Source organism: Nocardia fodinahabitans, assembly GCF_052983615.1.
This window is the reverse complement of sequence record NZ_JBRJJC010000001.1, coordinates 5,467,422-5,483,388: the sequence shown is the minus strand read 5'-3', so window position 1 is coordinate 5,483,388 and position 15,967 is coordinate 5,467,422. Positions and strand designations below refer to the sequence as shown.

Here is a 15,967-nt window from a genome sequence, read left to right as displayed (position 1 = left end):
GACCGAACCATGTTTCCCGTCGAGCTGCGCGGTACCAGGGCGCAGACGCTCATGTGGGCCAACGAGCACGAGATCGAGCAGTCCGCGTTGCGCCAGCTCCGCAATATCGCCGAGCTGGAGTGGGTGTACGGACTGCGCGTGATGCCGGATGTGCACCTGGGCAAAGGCGCGACGGTGGGGTCGGTCATCGCCATGCGGGACGCGGTCGCGCCCGCCGCGGTGGGGGTCGATATCGGGTGCGGGATGGAGAGCGTCAAGACCGGGCTGACCGCCGCGGATCTGCCCGATGATCTGCGTTCCCTGCGGTCGCGGATCGAGCGGGCGGTGCCGGTGGGGTTCAACGCGCACAAGGCGGCGGTGAACGTCGGTGCGCTGCATGCCGGTTCGCACGGCCGGTCGGCGCGGACGAAGGGCTGGGACCGGTTCTGGCGCGAGTTCGGTGACCTGCATCCAGGGGTGTCGTCACTGGAGTCCAAGGCGCACAAGCAGATCGGCTCGCTCGGCGGCGGCAATCACTTCATCGAGGTCTGCCTCGACGAGGACGACGCCGTGTGGATCCTGCTGCACTCCGGGTCGCGCAATATCGGCAAGGAGCTGGCCGAGCGGCACATGGCGGTGGCGCGGGCGCTGCCGCACAACCAGTCGCTGCCGGATCGGGACCTGGCGGTGTTCCTCGCCGGGACGCCCGAGATGGACTCCTACCGGCGTGATCTGACCTGGGCGCAGGAGTACGCCGCGCGCAACCGCGCGGTGATGCTGTCGCTGGTATGCCGGGCGGTGCGCGACGAATTCGCCGATCGCGAAGTGCGTTTCGACGAGCCGATCTCGTGCCACCACAACTATGTGGCCGAGGAGGTCGTCGACGGCGTGCCGATGCTGGTGACCCGCAAGGGCGCGGTGCGGGCGGGCGCAGGCGATCTCGCGTTGATCCCCGGATCGATGGGGACGCGGTCGTATGTGGTGCGGGGCAAGGGAAATCCGGCCTCGTTCCAGTCGGCCTCGCACGGCGCGGGCCGGCGGTTGAGCCGGACCGCGGCCAAGAAGCAGTTCACCGTCGCCGATCTGGTCGCGCAGACCGAGGGCGTGGAATCGCGCAAGGACGCGGGCGTGGTCGACGAGATCCCGGCCGCGTACAAGGACATCGACGAGGTGATCGCGGCGCAGGCCGACCTGGTCGACGTGGTGGCGACGCTGCGTCAGGTCCTCTGCGTGAAGGGCTGAGTCATCGTCGGCGCAGGGTGCCCGCCACACCCGCGCCGACGAGCAGCACCACCGCCGGCCGCCCAGACACCTCGCTCCGGCCGGAATCGCGGAGAGGCGGAAAGCTCGTACTGCCGATCGTGTCTGTCGGTGGGGTCGGGCAGCATGGTGCCCATGACCTCAGCGACCGGCAATGACGTGCTCGATCTGACGGCTCCCGACCTGCGCGAACGCGCCGAGGAGTTGTTGCGGGAGCTCGCCGGGCCGCAGGCGCGGCTGCGCGAGGACCAGTGGGTCGCGATCGAGGCCCTGGTGGTGCAGCGACGCCGGGCGCTGGTGGTGCAGCGGACCGGCTGGGGTAAGTCGGCGGTGTATTTCATCGCGGCGAAGTTGCTGCGGCGGGCGGGGCGGGGGCCGACGGTGATCGTGTCGCCGTTGCTGGCGTTGATGCGCAATCAGGTGGCCGCCGCGGAGCGGGCCGGGGTGGTGGCGGACACGATCAACTCGGGCAATGTCACCGAGTGGGACGAGATCCATCAGCGGGTGGCCGACGGCGCGGTCGACGTCCTGCTGGTGAGCCCGGAGCGGTTGAACAATCCGGACTTTCGTGATCAGGTGCTGCCCCGGCTGGCCGCCGACGCGGGGCTGGTCGTGATCGACGAGGCGCACTGTGTGTCGGACTGGGGGCACGATTTCCGGCCCGACTACCGGCGGATCCGGACGCTGATCGCCGATCTCGGGTCGGACGTACCGGTGCTGGCGACCACCGCGACGGCCAACGATCGCGTGGTCACCGATGTGGCGGGGCAGATCGGCACCGACACGCTGGTGTTGCGCGGCACGCTGGACCGCGAGTCGCTGCACCTGTCGGTGGTGCGGTTCGACGACGCGGTGCAGCGCACGGCCTGGCTGGGCGCCCAGCTGGACCGGCTGCCCGGCTCGGGCATCATCTACTGCCTCACCGTGGCCGCCGCGCACGACCTGGCCGACGTGCTGAATTCGCACGGCCACACGGTCGCCGCCTACACCGGCCAGACCGACCCGGCCGAACGCGAGGTGCTCGAGGGCGCGCTGCTGAACAACGAGGTGAAGGCGCTGATCGCGACCTCGGCGCTCGGCATGGGCTTCGACAAACCCGACCTCGGCTTCGTGGTACACGTGGGCGCGCCGTCGTCGCCCATCGCCTACTACCAGCAGGTCGGGCGCGCGGGACGCGGCACCGATCGGGCCGAGGTGGTGTTGCTGCCCGGCGCGGAGGACGCGCGGATCTGGAGCTACTTCGCCTCGGTGGCGTTCCCGCGCGAGCACATCGTGCGCGCGGTGCTGGCGGCGCTGGATACCGATCGGCCGATGTCGACGGTGGCGCTGGAACCGCTGGTCGAGCTGAACCGGTCGCGCCTGGAGATGGTGCTGAAGGTGCTCGACGTGGACGGCGCGGTGCGCCGGGTACGCGGCGGCTGGCTGTCCACCGGCGAGCCGTGGACCTACGACACCGAACGCTACGAACGCCTGGCCGCCGCCCGCGACACCGAGCAGCAGGCGATGATCGACTACCAGGCGACCACCGCCTGCCGGATGATCTTCCTGCGCCGTCAGCTCGACGACCCCGGCCTCGGCGCCCTCGACGCCGCGACCCCCGATTGTGGACGCTGCGACAACTGCACCGGCGCCCGCCCCGACACCACCGTCGACGCGGCGGCCGTCGCCGCCACCCGGGCCAGGCTGGACCGGCCCGGCCTCGATCTGGCACCGCGCAAGCAGTGGCCGACCGGCATGGCGAAACTGGGAATCCCGTTGTCGGGCAAGATCACCGGCGCCGCCGAGACCGGCCGCGTGCTGGGCAGGCTCACCGACCTCGGCTGGGGTCAGCGGCTGCGTGCCCTGCTCGACGGACCGGACGCACCGGTGCCCGACGCCGTCTTCGACGCGTGCATCGCCGTCCTGCGCGACTGGAACTGGGCCACCCGCCCGACCTCGGTGCTGGCGCTGGAATCACCGCGCTATCCGCAACTCACCACGAGTCTGGCCGCACGGCTCGCGCAGGTCGGCCGGCTGGACAACCTCGGCACCCTGCACACCAGGCCGGATCGGCCGCCGGTGTCGGCGGCGAACTCCGCGCACCGCGTCGCCGGACTGTTCGACTCGTGGGAGGTCCCCGACTTGTCCGGCGTCGACGGCCCGATCCTGCTGGTCGATGCCCTCACCGACACCGGCTGGACCATGACCGTCGCCGCCCACGCCCTGCGCACCAGCGGCGCCGACGCGGTCCTGCCGTTCGCCCTGGCCACGCCGACCTGATCTCGTCAGCAGCCGACCGACCGGCCGCGGAATCCCTTCCCCGGCAGACCTCGACTCCCGTAAGCTCGGTCCGTACGTGCAGGTCAACCGGCCGACGATGGAGTCACGATGACGTCCACAGCACCGAAGAAGCTCCCTCCGCTGCCCGTGCTCCGCGCGATCGATCGGCTGCGGGACGCGCTCGGCACGCTGCAACGGAAGCTGGTTCCCGGCCACATCGCGCTGTTGGAGTTCCAGATCGCCGGATTCCTGTCCCAGGCCATCAGCACCGCCGCCGAACTCGGGATCGCCGACGAGCTGGCCGAGGGCCCGCGCACGGCGGCGAAGCTGGCGAGCGCGGTCGAGGTCGACGAGGACGGGCTGCGCAGACTGATGCGCCTGCTGGTGAGTTACGGCGTGTTCGCCCAGCGGCGCGACGGCTCCTACGCGCTCACCCGGATGGGTGACGCGCTGCGCAGCGACGCCGACGTGACGCTGCGCGATATGTCGCGGTTCTTCGGCTCGCCGTACCATCGCAACCACTGGACTCATCTGACCGACGCGGTACGCACCGGCGAAGCCGTCGGCCGGGCGCTGGACGGGGCGAGTTTCTTCGAATACGCGGCGGCGAACCGTGAGGTCGGCGAGTTGTTCGACAACGCGATGACCAGCGTGAGCACGCTGGCGATCGAACCGCTGCTCGCCGCCTACGACTTCAGCCGATTCGGCACCCTGGTCGACGTGGGCGGCGGCCGCGGCAGCCTGCTCACCGAGATCCTCGGCCGGTATCCGGCGGCCCAGGGCATCGTCTTCGACCTGCCGAACGTGGTCGACGACCTGACCGCCGACCTCGAGGCGGCGGGCCTGGGGCAACGGTGCGCGGTCGAGAGCGGCTCGTTCTTCGAGGAAGTCCCCCAGGGCGGTGACGCCTACCTGCTCAAACACATCGTGCACGACTGGTCCGAGGCCCGAGCCGAGCAGATCCTGCGCACCGTCCGCGCCGCGATGCGGCCGACCTCGACGCTGCTGCTGCTCGAACTGGTGCTGCCGGATCATCAGCGGCCACACCCGGCGAAATTCATCGATCTGGAGATGCTGGTGAACACCGAGGGCGGCCACGAACGCACCGAGGCCGAGTTCCGCGCGCTGCTGGCACGCAGCGGCTTCACGCTGGTGCGCACGGTCGCGACGGCGGCGCCGGACTGCGTGCTGGAGGCCGTTCCTCGATGACTGGCAGGTCGACACGCCGCCGCCGATTGTGTGTGCGACCCACCACCAGTGTTTCAATGCGGCTATGACCAGGACCTCATTTGCTCGATCCCTGATGGCCGTCGCCGCGGGCTGTGCGGCCGGATTCACCCTCTTGACCGTTCCCGCCCAGGCGTCGAACGAGAACCCGCTCGACTGCGCCGGCGTGCCGGGCGCGCAGGCCGCCGCCGACCGCGAGAGCGCGGTGCGTGGCATCGCGATCACCCCGCTGTGCTTCAGCGGTGGCCTCTACAGCGGCATCCACGCCGGCATTCCGCTGGCCGTGCTGAACCCGCTGACCATGCCGGGCACCGCCAGCGTGTGCGTGGACGAGCGCGGAACCGTCGAGGCGGCAGCCAAATTCGAATGGACCGACCGGGTCCACGTGATGCCGATGTGCATCCAGAACCGGGCGTTCGGCGTGTACGAGCTGTAGTTCGCGCCGCCGATCCGCGGTCCGCACGGAGTCGATCCGTGCGGACTTTTTTTGCCCCTTGCCCTATACGTATACATCTACTTATAGTGAGTCGGACGGGACGCACAGTCGCCGCACAACTGCACACAGACCAGTGACGACGAGCCGGAACAGGGGCTCGCCGCTCGAATACCCATGCCCATATGCGCATGCACATATTGAAATGGAGCGATCGATGACCACCGAAACGCACGCCACGCCCGCCCTCGTCGACACCACCAAGCCCGGCACCACCGCGGCCGACGCCGACGGGTTCGGCCCGGTCACCGTCAAGGTCGGCCCCGGTGGCGGCCGCTTCCAGCGCTTCACCGGGCGTAAGGTCGGCGAGTCGCGCCAGGTGACCAGGAAGAGCGTCGACACCCTGCGCGTGTACCTCACGCGCAAGGGCAACTACGTGGTGCACACCCAGACCGCCGAGTGGGCGGACTACGCGTTCCCCGAGCACTGGACCAAGGACTGGAAGAACTGGCGCTCCATGGTCGGCGAGCAGGAGTGGGGCGATTTCACCGTCGAGGTCGTCGATTCGCTCGACGCGCTGCGTGAGCTGGTGCCGCCGAAGGTCCACGAGACGATCGCCGACCGCGCGCTGCATCCGCAGACCGAAGACCTCGACGTCTGACCCACACAGGCCCGGAAAGGACCTCCATCATGTTCGCCAGACTGGGGCGCGTCGTCGTCCACCATCCGTGGAAAGTGATCGGGCTGTGGGTGATCGCGATCGTCGCCGTGCTGTCCACGGCGCCCGCGCTCACCGCGACGACCGACCAATCCGCCTTCCTGCCCTCGCATTACGAGTCGATCCAGGCGATGAAGCTGCAGGAGCAGGCCTTCCCGCAGAATGCCGCGCCCGCCGCGCTGGTCGTGGCGGTCCGCGCGGACGGCGGCCCGCTGACCGAGGCCGACTCGGCGACGATCACCGCCGCCGCGGCCGCGCTCACGGCGCAGAACATCAAGGGCGTCACCGGCCTTCAAGTGACACCGCCCTCGGAGAATCGCCTGGTCCAGGTCATCGCGGTGCAGATGACCAAGCTGACCGACGCCGCGGACAAGACCCAGGGCGAGGCGGTGCAGAGTCTGCGCGAGCAGCTGACGGATCAGGTCCGGGACACCGGCCTGAAAGCAGGCATCACCGGCACCGCGGCGCAGACCCTGGACCAGACCGAGCAGGGCGAGAAGGGCATGGCGATCATCGGCATCGCCACGATCGTGCTGATCCTGGTGTTGCTGCTGGTCATCTTCCGCAGCCCGGTCATCGCGCTGCTGCCGGTGATCACCATCGGTGCCATCTCGAGCACGGTCGGTGGCCTGATCGCCATGGCGGCCAAGGCCTTCGACCTCGAGATCGATACCTCGGTGAACTCGATCCTGCTGGTGGTGCTGTTCGGCGTCGGCACCGACTACATCCTGTTCCTGATGTTCCGGTACCGGGAACGGCTGCGGGCGGGCGACGATCCGAAGACGGCCATGGTCAACGCCGTCGCCCGGGTCGGCGAGGCCATCACGTCGGCGGCGGCCGCGGTGATCATCGCGTTCATGGCGCTGACCCTGTCGAGCCTCGGGATGTTCCGTGCGCTGGGACCGGCACTGGCGATCGCGGTCGCGGTGGCGCTGCTGGCCGGGCTCACGCTGGTGCCCGCGATCGTCTCGCTGCTGGGCACCAAGGTGTTCTGGCCGTCGAAGGCCTGGCAGGTCGAGCCCAAGGGCGCCCGGTTCGGCGCGATCGGCGCGGCGATGGGCAGGCGGCCCGGTGTGTTCGCCGTCGCCTCCGGCGGTGTGCTGGTGGCGCTGGGCGTGTTCGCCTTCGGGTTCGATCCGACCTTCGATCTGAACTCGGGGGCGACGACCGATGCCTCGGAGTCGGTGGCGTTCACCACCGAGCTGCTCAAGGGCATGCCCGCCGGCGCCACCCAGCCCTCGGACGTGCTGCTGAAGTCGACCACACCGCTGGCCGAGGACCAGCTCGCGACCTACCGCACGGCGCTGACCGGCGTCGACGGTGTCGGGCAGGTCGGAGCGCCGCAGCTGTCGGCGGACGGGACGATCGCGAACTTCCAGGTGACGCTGGCGAACGCGCCGGAATCCGACGCCGCGCTCGACACGGTGGCGGGCCCGCTGCGCGAGGTCGCCCACCAGGCGGCACCGGCCGGCGCCACGGCGGCGGTCGGCGGCATGACGGCGGTGTTCGTCGACTTCGAGGACGCGATGAACCACGACTACCGGATCGTGTTCCCGGTGGCCGCGATCCTGATCATGCTGGTGCTGGCGTTGCTGCTGCGCAGCCTCGTCGCACCCTGGTACCTGATGGCCTCGGTGTTCCTCGGCTTCGCCGCGACCCTGGGCGCGACGGTGCTGGTGTTCCAGCAGATCCAGGGTGAGCACGGGCTGATCTTCACGCTGCCGGTGATCATGTACCTGTTCGTCGTCGCCCTGGGCACCGACTACAACATCCTGATGGTCGCCCGGTTGCGGGAGGAATCCCGCGAGGGGCACACGCCGCGCGAGGCGGCGGCGCTGGCGGTGCGCCACACCGGACCGACGGTGGCCGCGGCCGGACTCATCCTGGCGGGCACCTTCGCCTCGATGATGCTGGCGGGCAACAGCTCCCTGTCGCAGATGGGCTTCGCCATCTCGGTGGGCATCGCGATCGCGGCCTTCGTGATGGCGCTGTTCTTCACCCCGGCGGTCACCGCGCTGCTGGGTCGCCGGGCCTGGTGGCCGGGCCACGGTGGCGACAGCGACGAGGAGCGCTCACCCCGCTGGGCCGAGTACTCCTACGCCGAGAGCTACTACACGCCACCCGCGCGGCAGCGCCGCTGACACACCCCGCACCGCAGGTCCGCTCCCCCTCGGGAGCGGGCCTGCTCGTCTATCGTTGCGCGTGTGGCCAAGTCTGCGACACCGGCGGTCGAGCTACCGGTGGGTGAGCACACGGTGCGGGTCAGCAATCCGGACCGGGTGTACTTCCCCGAGCTCGGCGCGACCAAGCTCGACCTGGTGCGGTATTACCTGAGTGTGGGCGACGGCATCGTCAACGCCCTGCGGGACCGGCCGTGCATGCTGCACCGATTCCCCAAGGGCCTGCCCGGCGGCAAGGTGCATCAGAAGCGGCTGCCCGGCGGTGCGCCGGACTGGATCTCGACGGTGCGCGTGTACTTCCCGCGCTACGGCAGGCACGCCGACGAACTCTGTGTGCACGAGCTCGCCGACGTGATCTGGGCGGTGCAGATGTCCACCGTGGAGTTCCACCCCTGGAACTCGCGGGCGAGCGACACCGAGTCACCCGACGAGTGGCGCATCGACCTCGACCCCATGCCGGACTGCCCGTGGTCGCGGGTGCAGCGGGTCGCCGGGGTGGTGCACGAGGTACTCGACGAACTGGGGGCGGTCGGCTGGCCCAAGACCTCCGGTGGCTCGGGCCTGCACGTCTACGTGCGGATCGCGCCCGAACACGGGTTCAAACAGGTGCGGCGGGCGGCGCTGGCCTTCGCCCAGGAGGTGGAGCGCCGCGCGCCCGCCGACGTGACGACCGCCTGGTGGCGCAAGGACCGCGATCCGGCCCAGCTGTTCGTCGACTACAACCAGAACGCGCGCGATCACACCATCGCCGCCGCCTACTCGGTGCGTGGGGTGCCCGCGGCGACGGTGTCAACCCCGGTGCGCTGGACCGAGATCGACGACATCCACCCCCGCGACTTCACCATCCAGACGGTCCCGGCCCGCTACGCCGAACTCGGCGACATCCAGGCCGAGATGGACGCCGCGGTCTTCGACATCACGCCCCTGCTCGACCTGGCCGATCGGCACGGCGTCGACGAGCCCGTCGACCTCGACGAACCGTGAACGCGCCCGGGTAGCCGGGGCCGGTCGGCACCGTCGCGCGCGAGAGGGAAGAATCGGATTCCGACACAGCTCGGCCGCACCGTGCGGCGTGAGCGGCCGGGCAACCAGGAGGACTTTCGTGCAGGAATCCGCGACCACGATCGCGCTCGGCCCGGACCCGCAGGCCTCCCGTCTGGTCGAGAAGGCGATCGTCGGCGCGGGTGCCCAGGTCGGTGAGCTCGCCGATGCCGAGGCGCTGGTCTGGACCGGCACACCCGGTGACTTCCCCACGACGCTGCCGTCCTCGGTGCGCTGGGTCCAGCTGCCCGCGGCGGGGATCGAGGACTACTTCGACGCCGAAGTCTTCGCCGCGCACCCCGGGGTGCTGTTCACCTCCGCGGCGGGCGCGTTCTCACACAGTGTCGCCGAGCACGCGCTGATGCTGCTGCTGGCCGGGGTCCGTTATCTGCCCGAGCACCTGCGGGCGGCCTCGTGGCAGCAGCGCGAGTTCTTCCCGCACGTCGGATCGCTGCGCGGGAAGACGGTGACCATCGTCGGCGCGGGCGGGATCGGGCGGGCTCTGATCCCGATGCTGGGTCCGCTGGGCGCGCACGTGATCGCGGTGAACCGGTCGGGCACGCCGGTGACCGGCGCAGGCATTCCCGACGGGATGGAGACGCTGCCCGCCGATCAGCTGAGCCGGGTGTGGTCACACACCGACCACGTGGTCATCGCGGCGCCGGCGACGGCGCAGACCCGGCATCTGGTCGGCGCCGACGAACTGGCCAGGCTCAAGCCCTCGTCGTGGGTGATCAATGTGGCCCGTGGCAGCCTGATCGACACCGACGCGCTGGTGGACGCGCTGACCGGTGGTGTGATCGGCGGCGCGGGTCTGGATGTCACCGAGCCGGAGCCGCTGCCGGACGGCCATCCGCTGTGGACGCTGCCGAACGCGATCATCACCCCGCACGATTCGAATCCACCGCAGCTGCGCCTGGCGGCGTTCGCCGATCATGTCGCGGCGAATGTCGCCCGGTTCGTGGCGGGCGCGCCGCTGCTGGCGATCGTCGAACCGCGACGCGGCTACTGAACGATCCGGCCGCGACCCGGGTCACGGCATGCGGCGCCCGCAACCCGAAGTTTCCATCCGGACGGATGAACGATGCGCCGGAATCGGGCACGACCGTTAGGCTGTCCTGGTCCTGGTTCGGTAAGGATGGGATCGGCAATGGGATGGACCTTCAGCGCTGACGAATTCGCGCACGTGTGGCGGGAATCCGGTCAGGACCGAATGCCCTTCCCGATCCGTGTGCTCGAATCGCCACGCACCGAGGACGCAGCCGCCCGATTACGCGCCGAGCTCGATCACCGACTACCCGGCGGCGGCGACCCCGACCTCGCCGCCTGTCTGCGGATCATCGCCGCGCCCCACGCCAGGATCGCCCTCGTCGGCGGCGCGCACACCCCCGGCAGCGAGATCCGGCTGCTCGCCTGCTCGGTCTTCGACCACGCGGTGCTCGTCGTCCAGGAACCGGGCACCCGACCCGATTACGGTGGCCGGGTGCGGGTTTCGATCGGGCACACCGCCGGGATCGGCGCCCGCGTCGCCGCCTGCCTGCCCGATACCCCGCCCGGCCGCGAACCGGCGCGCGAGGCCGCCGCCGACGCCGTGCGCGACGAGGAGACCGTGGTTGCGACCCATCCCGCCGTCCCCCGGATCCAGCGCCTGCTGCGCCGTAGGCACACCGCCGAGGGGCACATCCGTATCGAAACCGGGCTCGACCGCGCCACGCCGACGCCACCGGTGCATTACAGCTGGATCGACGTGGCGGGCGACGGCCGCTACCTGCTGCGCGCGGGAGAAACGGTGCACGTCGTGCCCGCCGCGAGCGGTCAGCTGGCCGCCCAGCTGCAGCGCAGGCTCGCTCCCGCGCACAGTTCCAACACCAGAAGGTCCGGCTAGCCTGGACGCCGACGCACGATCTGGAGGGGAGACGCGATGACGATCGAGAGCAGCAGAGCCGAGATCTCCCGGTTCCGCAGCGCCGCCGCGGCGGGGACCGTGAAGTTCGATCCCGATGCCGCGCGCCGCTGTGCCGACCTCTACGAACAGCAGGCCGACCGGCTCGGCCAGCTCCGTCAGCGCCTCGAATCCGCCGGTGCGGCAGGCGGCTTCGGTGGGTTCGTCTCCGCGCAGCAGTTGCAGGCCGGCTTCGCGCACAAGGCCCGCGACGCCGCGGATCTGCTCGACCACTACATCGAGGCCGCCTACCGGATGAAGGAGGCGTTTCTGCTCAGCGCCGGTCTGCTCGACGAGGCCGACGCGGCAGCGGCCGCCGCCCTGCGCGCGGTCGACCCGAGGCGGCGCTGATGGGCGGCACCGATCCCACCTACATCAGTGCGATGGAACATTTCGAGTCCATGCCGCACGAGCAGATCTACGCCCGTACCCAGCAGATCGACGCCGCCGAGGTGCTCGATGCCTCGATCGCCTGGCTGGAGAGCGCCGCCGCACTGACCACCACCATGCCGCTGACCAGGTCCAATGCCGACCGCGTCATCGACGGCACCGGGTGGGAGGGCGCCGCGGCCGATGCCGCCTTCGCCAGCACCCGCGCCTTCGCCGACTCGATCGGCGAGCTGGCGGCGGTGTTCGGCGAGGTCGGCGCCCGCCTCGGCGGTGTCGCGGCGGCCGCGGAAGCGGTGAAGCTCGCGGTGGTGGCGCCCGGCGGTTCCGGGCCGATCGGCACGATCGCGCGGCTGCTCGAGGCGGCCCATGTCATCGACGCGCAGATGGCGGCGGAGGCGCTGCGCCAGGAAGCCGTGCTGGCGATGAACATGATCTACAAGCCCGCGTATTCGCTGGCCGGGACGGGCGTGCCCGCCTTGCCCGCGCCGCCCGGCTCGGGGCAGGAGATGCCGACGGGCCAGGGGCGCAACGGATCTACGCCGGGGTACACGCAACCCGCTGCACCGCAGGGTGATTCGACTCCCGACGCTGGAGGTGAAGCGACCGCGCCGGGTTCCGGGACGGGCGAAACGCCCACACCGAGCCAGGCTCCGGCCCCGACCACCACGCCGAACCCCGAAACCCCGAAGCCGGAACCCACTCCCGCGCCGACGAGCGAGGCACCCGCTCCCCCGACCTCGCCGCCGACCCACCAGAACCCGGGCACCTCCGCCGCGCCGACGACCGAACAATCCGCTCCGACCACGGAACGACCGGCACCTCCCGCACCGGCATCGGAACAGCCTGTGCCGCCATCAGAACCCTCCACACCGGAACCCGCGCCGCGAACCCCGGCCCCCGCCTCGGAGCAGCCCGCACCGCCACCTACCCCCGCACCCGCGCCCCAGGTACCGCTGCCGACCTCGGAACAGCCCGCGCCGCAACCGGAACCCGCGGCCCCCGCGCCCGAACCCCAGACACCGGCGCCGACTTCGGAACGGTCTGCGCCGCAACCGGAGCCACCAGCCCCCGAACCTGCGCCCCGGAGCCCCGCGCCGGAAGCGCCCGCACCGCAGCAGGCTCCACGAGCACCGGAACCGCACGCGGGCATTGTGGTGCCGCCGGTGCCCGGTGGGCCGGCCGATCCGGGTGGACAGCCTGGAGTGACCGGACCGATCCCGGAGACGACCGCACCACACCCGCAGCCGGTGACGCCCCCGCCCGCAGCACCACTCGACCTGGATCAGCCGGGCGTCATTCCGCCGCGACGATGAGCGGCCCGACGGAGCGGGGCGGTCGGCGGACACGCTGTTCGCCCCGCACCTGGGCGGCCGAGGCGAGTACGGCCCCGAACGGGCTTTTCCCAGCCCGTGGTCATCGGTGCCGCAATAGTGCCGCCGGCTGAACGATGCCGCTAGCGTCGGTCGAACACGACGCGGGCCACCAGCGCGTCCAGCTCACCTTGAAGCGAACGGGCGCACCATGCCCTACCTGCTCGCGCGGGGCCGGCCGAGCGGGAAGTCGGAGACCTGCTGTCGCCACCGCCGCGTCGTCGCGGAGCGCGACGCCGAGCAGCGGGCGCGCGTCGACTCCGGCACGGCCACGAACCCGACCTCGCACACGGTGCTCCGGCAGGCTCCCCGGCGCGTATGCGCGCGAAAGGTCTACCCGCGGGCGATGTTCCCGGCGCCGGAGACCGGTGTCAGACCTTGACCAGGTCGTCGGCGTGGATGACCGGGCGCTGCATGGTGTCCGGGAGTTCGGGGGTGGAGCGGCCGAGCATGGTGGTCAGTTCGGTGCTGTCGTATTCGACGACGCCGCGGGCGACCACGCGATTGTCGGGGCTGACCAGGTCGACGACGTCGCCGCCGAAGAAGCGGCCGCGCACGCCGGTGATGCCCGCGGCGAGCAGGGAGCGGCGCTTGGCCACGGCGTCGACGGCGCCCGCGTCGATCAGGACCGAGCCGCGGGTGTCGGCGGCGTGACGGACCCAGAACTTGCGGCCGGACAGGCGGACCGGGCGGGCGGCGAAGGCGGTACCGACGGTGCCGCCGGCCAGCGCGGTCGCGGCGTCGGCGGCCGAGGCCAGCAGGACGGGGATGCCCGCGTCGGCGGCCAGGCGGGCGGCGGACAGTTTCGAGGCCATGCCGCCGGTGCCGAGCGCGCCGCCACTGCCGGCGATCACGCCGTCGAGGTCGGCGCTGCTGCGCACCTCGGGAATGAAGTTCGCGGCGCCCTTGCGCGGGTCACCGTCGTAGAGGCCGGACACGTCCGAGAGCAGGATCAGCGCGTCGGCGCCGACCAGGTGCGCCACCAGGGCGGCGAGGCGGTCGTTGTCGCCGAAGCGGATCTCCTCGGTGGCGACGGTGTCGTTCTCGTTGACCACGGCGATCGCGCCGAGCGAGCGTAGTCGGTCGAGAGTCCGCTGGGCGTTGCGGTGATGCTCGCGGCGGGCGAAGTCGTCGGCGGAGAGCAGCACCTGGCCGACGGTGCGGTCGTAGCGGGCGAACGAGGTACCCCAGGCGTGCGCGAGGGCCAGCTGGCCGACGCTCGCCGCGGCCTGCTTGGTGGCCAGATCCTTGGGCCTGCGCGAGAGGCCGAGCGGCGCGATGCCGGCACCGATCGCGCCGGAGGACACGACGACCACGTCCGAGCCGGCGCGCATCCGCGCCTCCACGGCGTCGGCCAGCCGGTCGAGCCGGTCGGTGTCCAGACCTCCCTCGAGGCTGGTCAGCGCCGACGAACCGATCTTCACCACCACCGCGCGCGCCGACACGATGGCCTGGCGCGCCGCACTCAGCTCCGAACTCACCTGCATAGCCTTACTCCCTGCACCGCGATCGCCGTCGTCGACGGTCCCGGCTCATGCCGGTGACCCACCGCAGTATGCCGATCGAACGGCCGCGCGCGACACCGGTTTTCGACCGGGCCGCCGCGGCCGGACCCCTACTTCCCGTCTTCGTCGAGCAGGCCGCGGCGCGCGCGCGAGGCGTGCTTGCGCTCGGCCGCGCCGACCCGGTCGTTGTTCTCCAGTCGCACGTCGGTACCGCGTCCGGTCGGCACGATGTCGACACCGGCGGACACCTGCGGCTCCCACTCGAACGACACGTCGCCGATCGTCACCGAGCAGCCGGGCTCGGCACCCTGCTTGACCAGCTCGGCCTCGACGCCGAGGCGGGCCAGGCGGTCGGCCAGGTAGCCGACGGCTTCGTCGTTGTCGAACTGGGTCTGCCGCACCCAGCGCTCCGGGCGAGTGCCGCGCACGATGAACCCACCGGGCTCCTGCGGATCGGCGATCACGCTGAAGCCGGACTCGTCGGTCGCGATCGGGCGGATCACGGTGCGCTTCGGGGCGGCCTTGGGGTGATCTTCGCGATACTGGCGGACCATGTCGGCCAGCGCGAAGGTCAGCGGACGGAGCCCGGCGCGGCTCACCGCGGAGATCTCGAATACCGGCCAGCCGCGCTCGGTGAACTCGGGAGTCACCATCTCGGCCAGCTCGGCGGCGTCGGGGACGTCGGTCTTGTTCAGGATGACCACGCGGGGGCGGTCGGCCAGGTCGCCGAGGCTCGCGTCACCGGCCAGGGCCGGCTTGTACGCGGCCAGTTCGGCCTCGAGCGCGTCGACGTCGGAGACCGGGTCGCGGCCCGGTTCCAGGGTCGCGCAGTCGACGACGTGGGCGAGCACGGCGCAGCGCTCCAGGTGGCGCAGGAAGTCCAGGCCGAGGCCACGGCCGTCGCTGGCGCCGGGAATCAGACCCGGCACGTCGGCGACGGTGAAGGTCGTGTCACCACTGGCGACCACACCCAGGTTGGGGACCAGCGTGGTGAACGGGTAATCGGCGATCTTGGGCTTGGCGGCCGAGAGCACCGACACCAGCGAGGACTTGCCCGCCGACGGGAACCCGACCAGGCCGACGTCGGCGACCGACTTCAGCTCCAGGACCAGGTCGAGCTCTTCGCCCTCTTCACCGAGCAGCGCGAAACCGGGTGCCTTGCGCGCCTTGGACGCCAGCGAGGCGTTGCCGAGACCGCCGCGGCCGCCCTTGGCGACCACGAACTTGTTGCCCACGCCGACCAGGTCGACAACGACCTCGCCGTTCTTGTCGACCACCACGGTGCCGTCGGGAACCTGGAGCACCAGATCGGTGCCCATCTTGCCGTCGCGGTTGCCGCCCTCGCCCGGCTTGCCGTTGCCCGCCTTGGCGTGGGGATGGAAATGGAAGTCGAGCAGGGTGTGGACGTTCGGGTCGACCTCGAGGATCACGTCCCCGCCGTTGCCGCCGTTGCCGCCGTCGGGACCACCGAGCGGCTTGAACTTCTCACGATGCACCGAGGCGCAACCGTGTCCACCTCTACCGGCACGAACATGCAGCACGACGCGGTCGATGAATTTGGACATGGGTTGATCCTCCTCCTTCTGACTGGTCGATTGCGGTAAGGGTGGGCGAACACGACGGAGCGGGTCAGGGAATGAACCCTGACCCGCTCCGGTGTCCG

Annotated in this window: 13 protein-coding genes; 11 read left to right on the top strand and 2 right to left on the bottom strand. The window is 70.9% G+C overall.

Translation table 11 applies throughout. The features are described from left to right. The first annotated feature begins 9 nt into the window (after positions 1–9). From NV348_RS25770 to NV348_RS25720, 11 genes are all read left to right on the top strand, one after another. Positions 10–1,221: an RtcB family protein gene (locus NV348_RS25770; RefSeq protein ID WP_447149150.1), complete on the top strand. Its 1,212-nt coding sequence runs from the start codon at positions 10–12 to the stop codon at positions 1,219–1,221. 153 nt (positions 1,222–1,374) lie between these two features. Then, positions 1,375–3,498: a RecQ family ATP-dependent DNA helicase gene (locus NV348_RS25765; protein WP_447149149.1), complete on the top strand. Its 2,124-nt coding sequence runs from the start codon at positions 1,375–1,377 to the stop codon at positions 3,496–3,498. A 108-nt stretch (positions 3,499–3,606) separates the two neighbouring features. Then, positions 3,607–4,707 carry a methyltransferase gene (locus NV348_RS25760; protein ID WP_447149148.1) on the top strand — a complete coding sequence of 367 codons (1,101 nt, stop codon included), beginning with the start codon at positions 3,607–3,609 and terminating at the stop codon, positions 4,705–4,707. A gap of 94 nt (positions 4,708–4,801) precedes the next feature. Continuing rightward, the gene (locus NV348_RS25755; RefSeq protein ID WP_447149147.1) at positions 4,802–5,161 is read left to right on the top strand and encodes a hypothetical protein; all 360 of its coding nucleotides are present in this window, start codon (positions 4,802–4,804) and stop codon (positions 5,159–5,161) included. A gap of 214 nt (positions 5,162–5,375) precedes the next feature. Then, positions 5,376–5,819 (top strand): EXLDI protein, encoded by a 444-nt coding sequence (locus NV348_RS25750; RefSeq protein ID WP_447149146.1) that lies wholly within the window; start codon positions 5,376–5,378, stop codon positions 5,817–5,819. Between the two features lie 29 nt (positions 5,820–5,848). After that, entirely contained in the window at positions 5,849–8,017 is a 2,169-nt protein-coding gene (locus tag NV348_RS25745; protein WP_447149145.1) for an MMPL family transporter, read from the top strand. A gap of 63 nt (positions 8,018–8,080) precedes the next feature. Continuing rightward, positions 8,081–9,040, top strand: coding sequence for a non-homologous end-joining DNA ligase (gene ligD / locus NV348_RS25740; RefSeq protein ID WP_447149144.1), 960 nt, complete (start codon positions 8,081–8,083; stop codon positions 9,038–9,040). Between the two features lie 118 nt (positions 9,041–9,158). Then, complete coding sequence (locus tag NV348_RS25735; protein WP_447149143.1) at positions 9,159–10,109, top strand: D-isomer specific 2-hydroxyacid dehydrogenase family protein; 951 nt, start codon at positions 9,159–9,161, stop codon at positions 10,107–10,109. Between the two features lie 138 nt (positions 10,110–10,247). Continuing rightward, complete coding sequence (locus NV348_RS25730) at positions 10,248–10,982, top strand: ESX secretion-associated protein EspG (protein WP_447149142.1); 735 nt, start codon at positions 10,248–10,250, stop codon at positions 10,980–10,982. 36 nt (positions 10,983–11,018) lie between these two features. Further along, positions 11,019–11,390: a hypothetical protein gene (locus NV348_RS25725; RefSeq protein ID WP_447149141.1), complete on the top strand. Its 372-nt coding sequence runs from the start codon at positions 11,019–11,021 to the stop codon at positions 11,388–11,390. Next, positions 11,390–12,742, top strand: a complete 1,353-nt coding sequence (locus NV348_RS25720) for a hypothetical protein (RefSeq protein WP_447149140.1) — start codon at positions 11,390–11,392, stop codon at positions 12,740–12,742. Before NV348_RS25725 ends, NV348_RS25720 begins: the two co-directional genes overlap by 1 nt. Positions 12,743–13,170: 428 nt before the next feature. Here the strand turns inward: NV348_RS25720 and proB are convergent, their stop codons facing one another. Next, positions 13,171–14,286, bottom strand: a complete 1,116-nt coding sequence (gene proB / locus NV348_RS25715) for a glutamate 5-kinase (RefSeq protein WP_447149139.1) — start codon at positions 14,284–14,286, stop codon at positions 13,171–13,173. Positions 14,287–14,414: 128 nt separating this feature from the next. Beyond that, positions 14,415–15,869 (bottom strand): GTPase ObgE, encoded by a 1,455-nt coding sequence (gene obgE / locus NV348_RS25710; RefSeq protein WP_447149138.1) that lies wholly within the window; start codon positions 15,867–15,869, stop codon positions 14,415–14,417. Positions 15,870–15,967 lie beyond the last annotated feature (98 nt).

Coding starts and splice junctions, on each gene's coding strand:
- NV348_RS25770 (WP_447149150.1), top strand. CDS start 10: ATGTTTCCCGTCGAGCTGCGCGGTACCAGGGCGCAGACGCTCATGTGG.
- NV348_RS25765 (WP_447149149.1), top strand. CDS start 1,375: ATGACCTCAGCGACCGGCAATGACGTGCTCGATCTGACGGCTCCCGAC.
- NV348_RS25760 (WP_447149148.1), top strand. CDS start 3,607: ATGACGTCCACAGCACCGAAGAAGCTCCCTCCGCTGCCCGTGCTCCGC.
- NV348_RS25755 (WP_447149147.1), top strand. CDS start 4,802: ATGGCCGTCGCCGCGGGCTGTGCGGCCGGATTCACCCTCTTGACCGTT.
- NV348_RS25750 (WP_447149146.1), top strand. CDS start 5,376: ATGACCACCGAAACGCACGCCACGCCCGCCCTCGTCGACACCACCAAG.
- NV348_RS25745 (WP_447149145.1), top strand. CDS start 5,849: ATGTTCGCCAGACTGGGGCGCGTCGTCGTCCACCATCCGTGGAAAGTG.
- NV348_RS25730 (WP_447149142.1), top strand. CDS start 10,248: ATGGGATGGACCTTCAGCGCTGACGAATTCGCGCACGTGTGGCGGGAA.
- NV348_RS25725 (WP_447149141.1), top strand. CDS start 11,019: ATGACGATCGAGAGCAGCAGAGCCGAGATCTCCCGGTTCCGCAGCGCC.
- NV348_RS25720 (WP_447149140.1), top strand. CDS start 11,390: ATGGGCGGCACCGATCCCACCTACATCAGTGCGATGGAACATTTCGAG.
- proB (WP_447149139.1), bottom strand. CDS start 14,286: ATGCAGGTGAGTTCGGAGCTGAGTGCGGCGCGCCAGGCCATCGTGTCG.
- obgE (WP_447149138.1), bottom strand. CDS start 15,869: ATGTCCAAATTCATCGACCGCGTCGTGCTGCATGTTCGTGCCGGTAGA.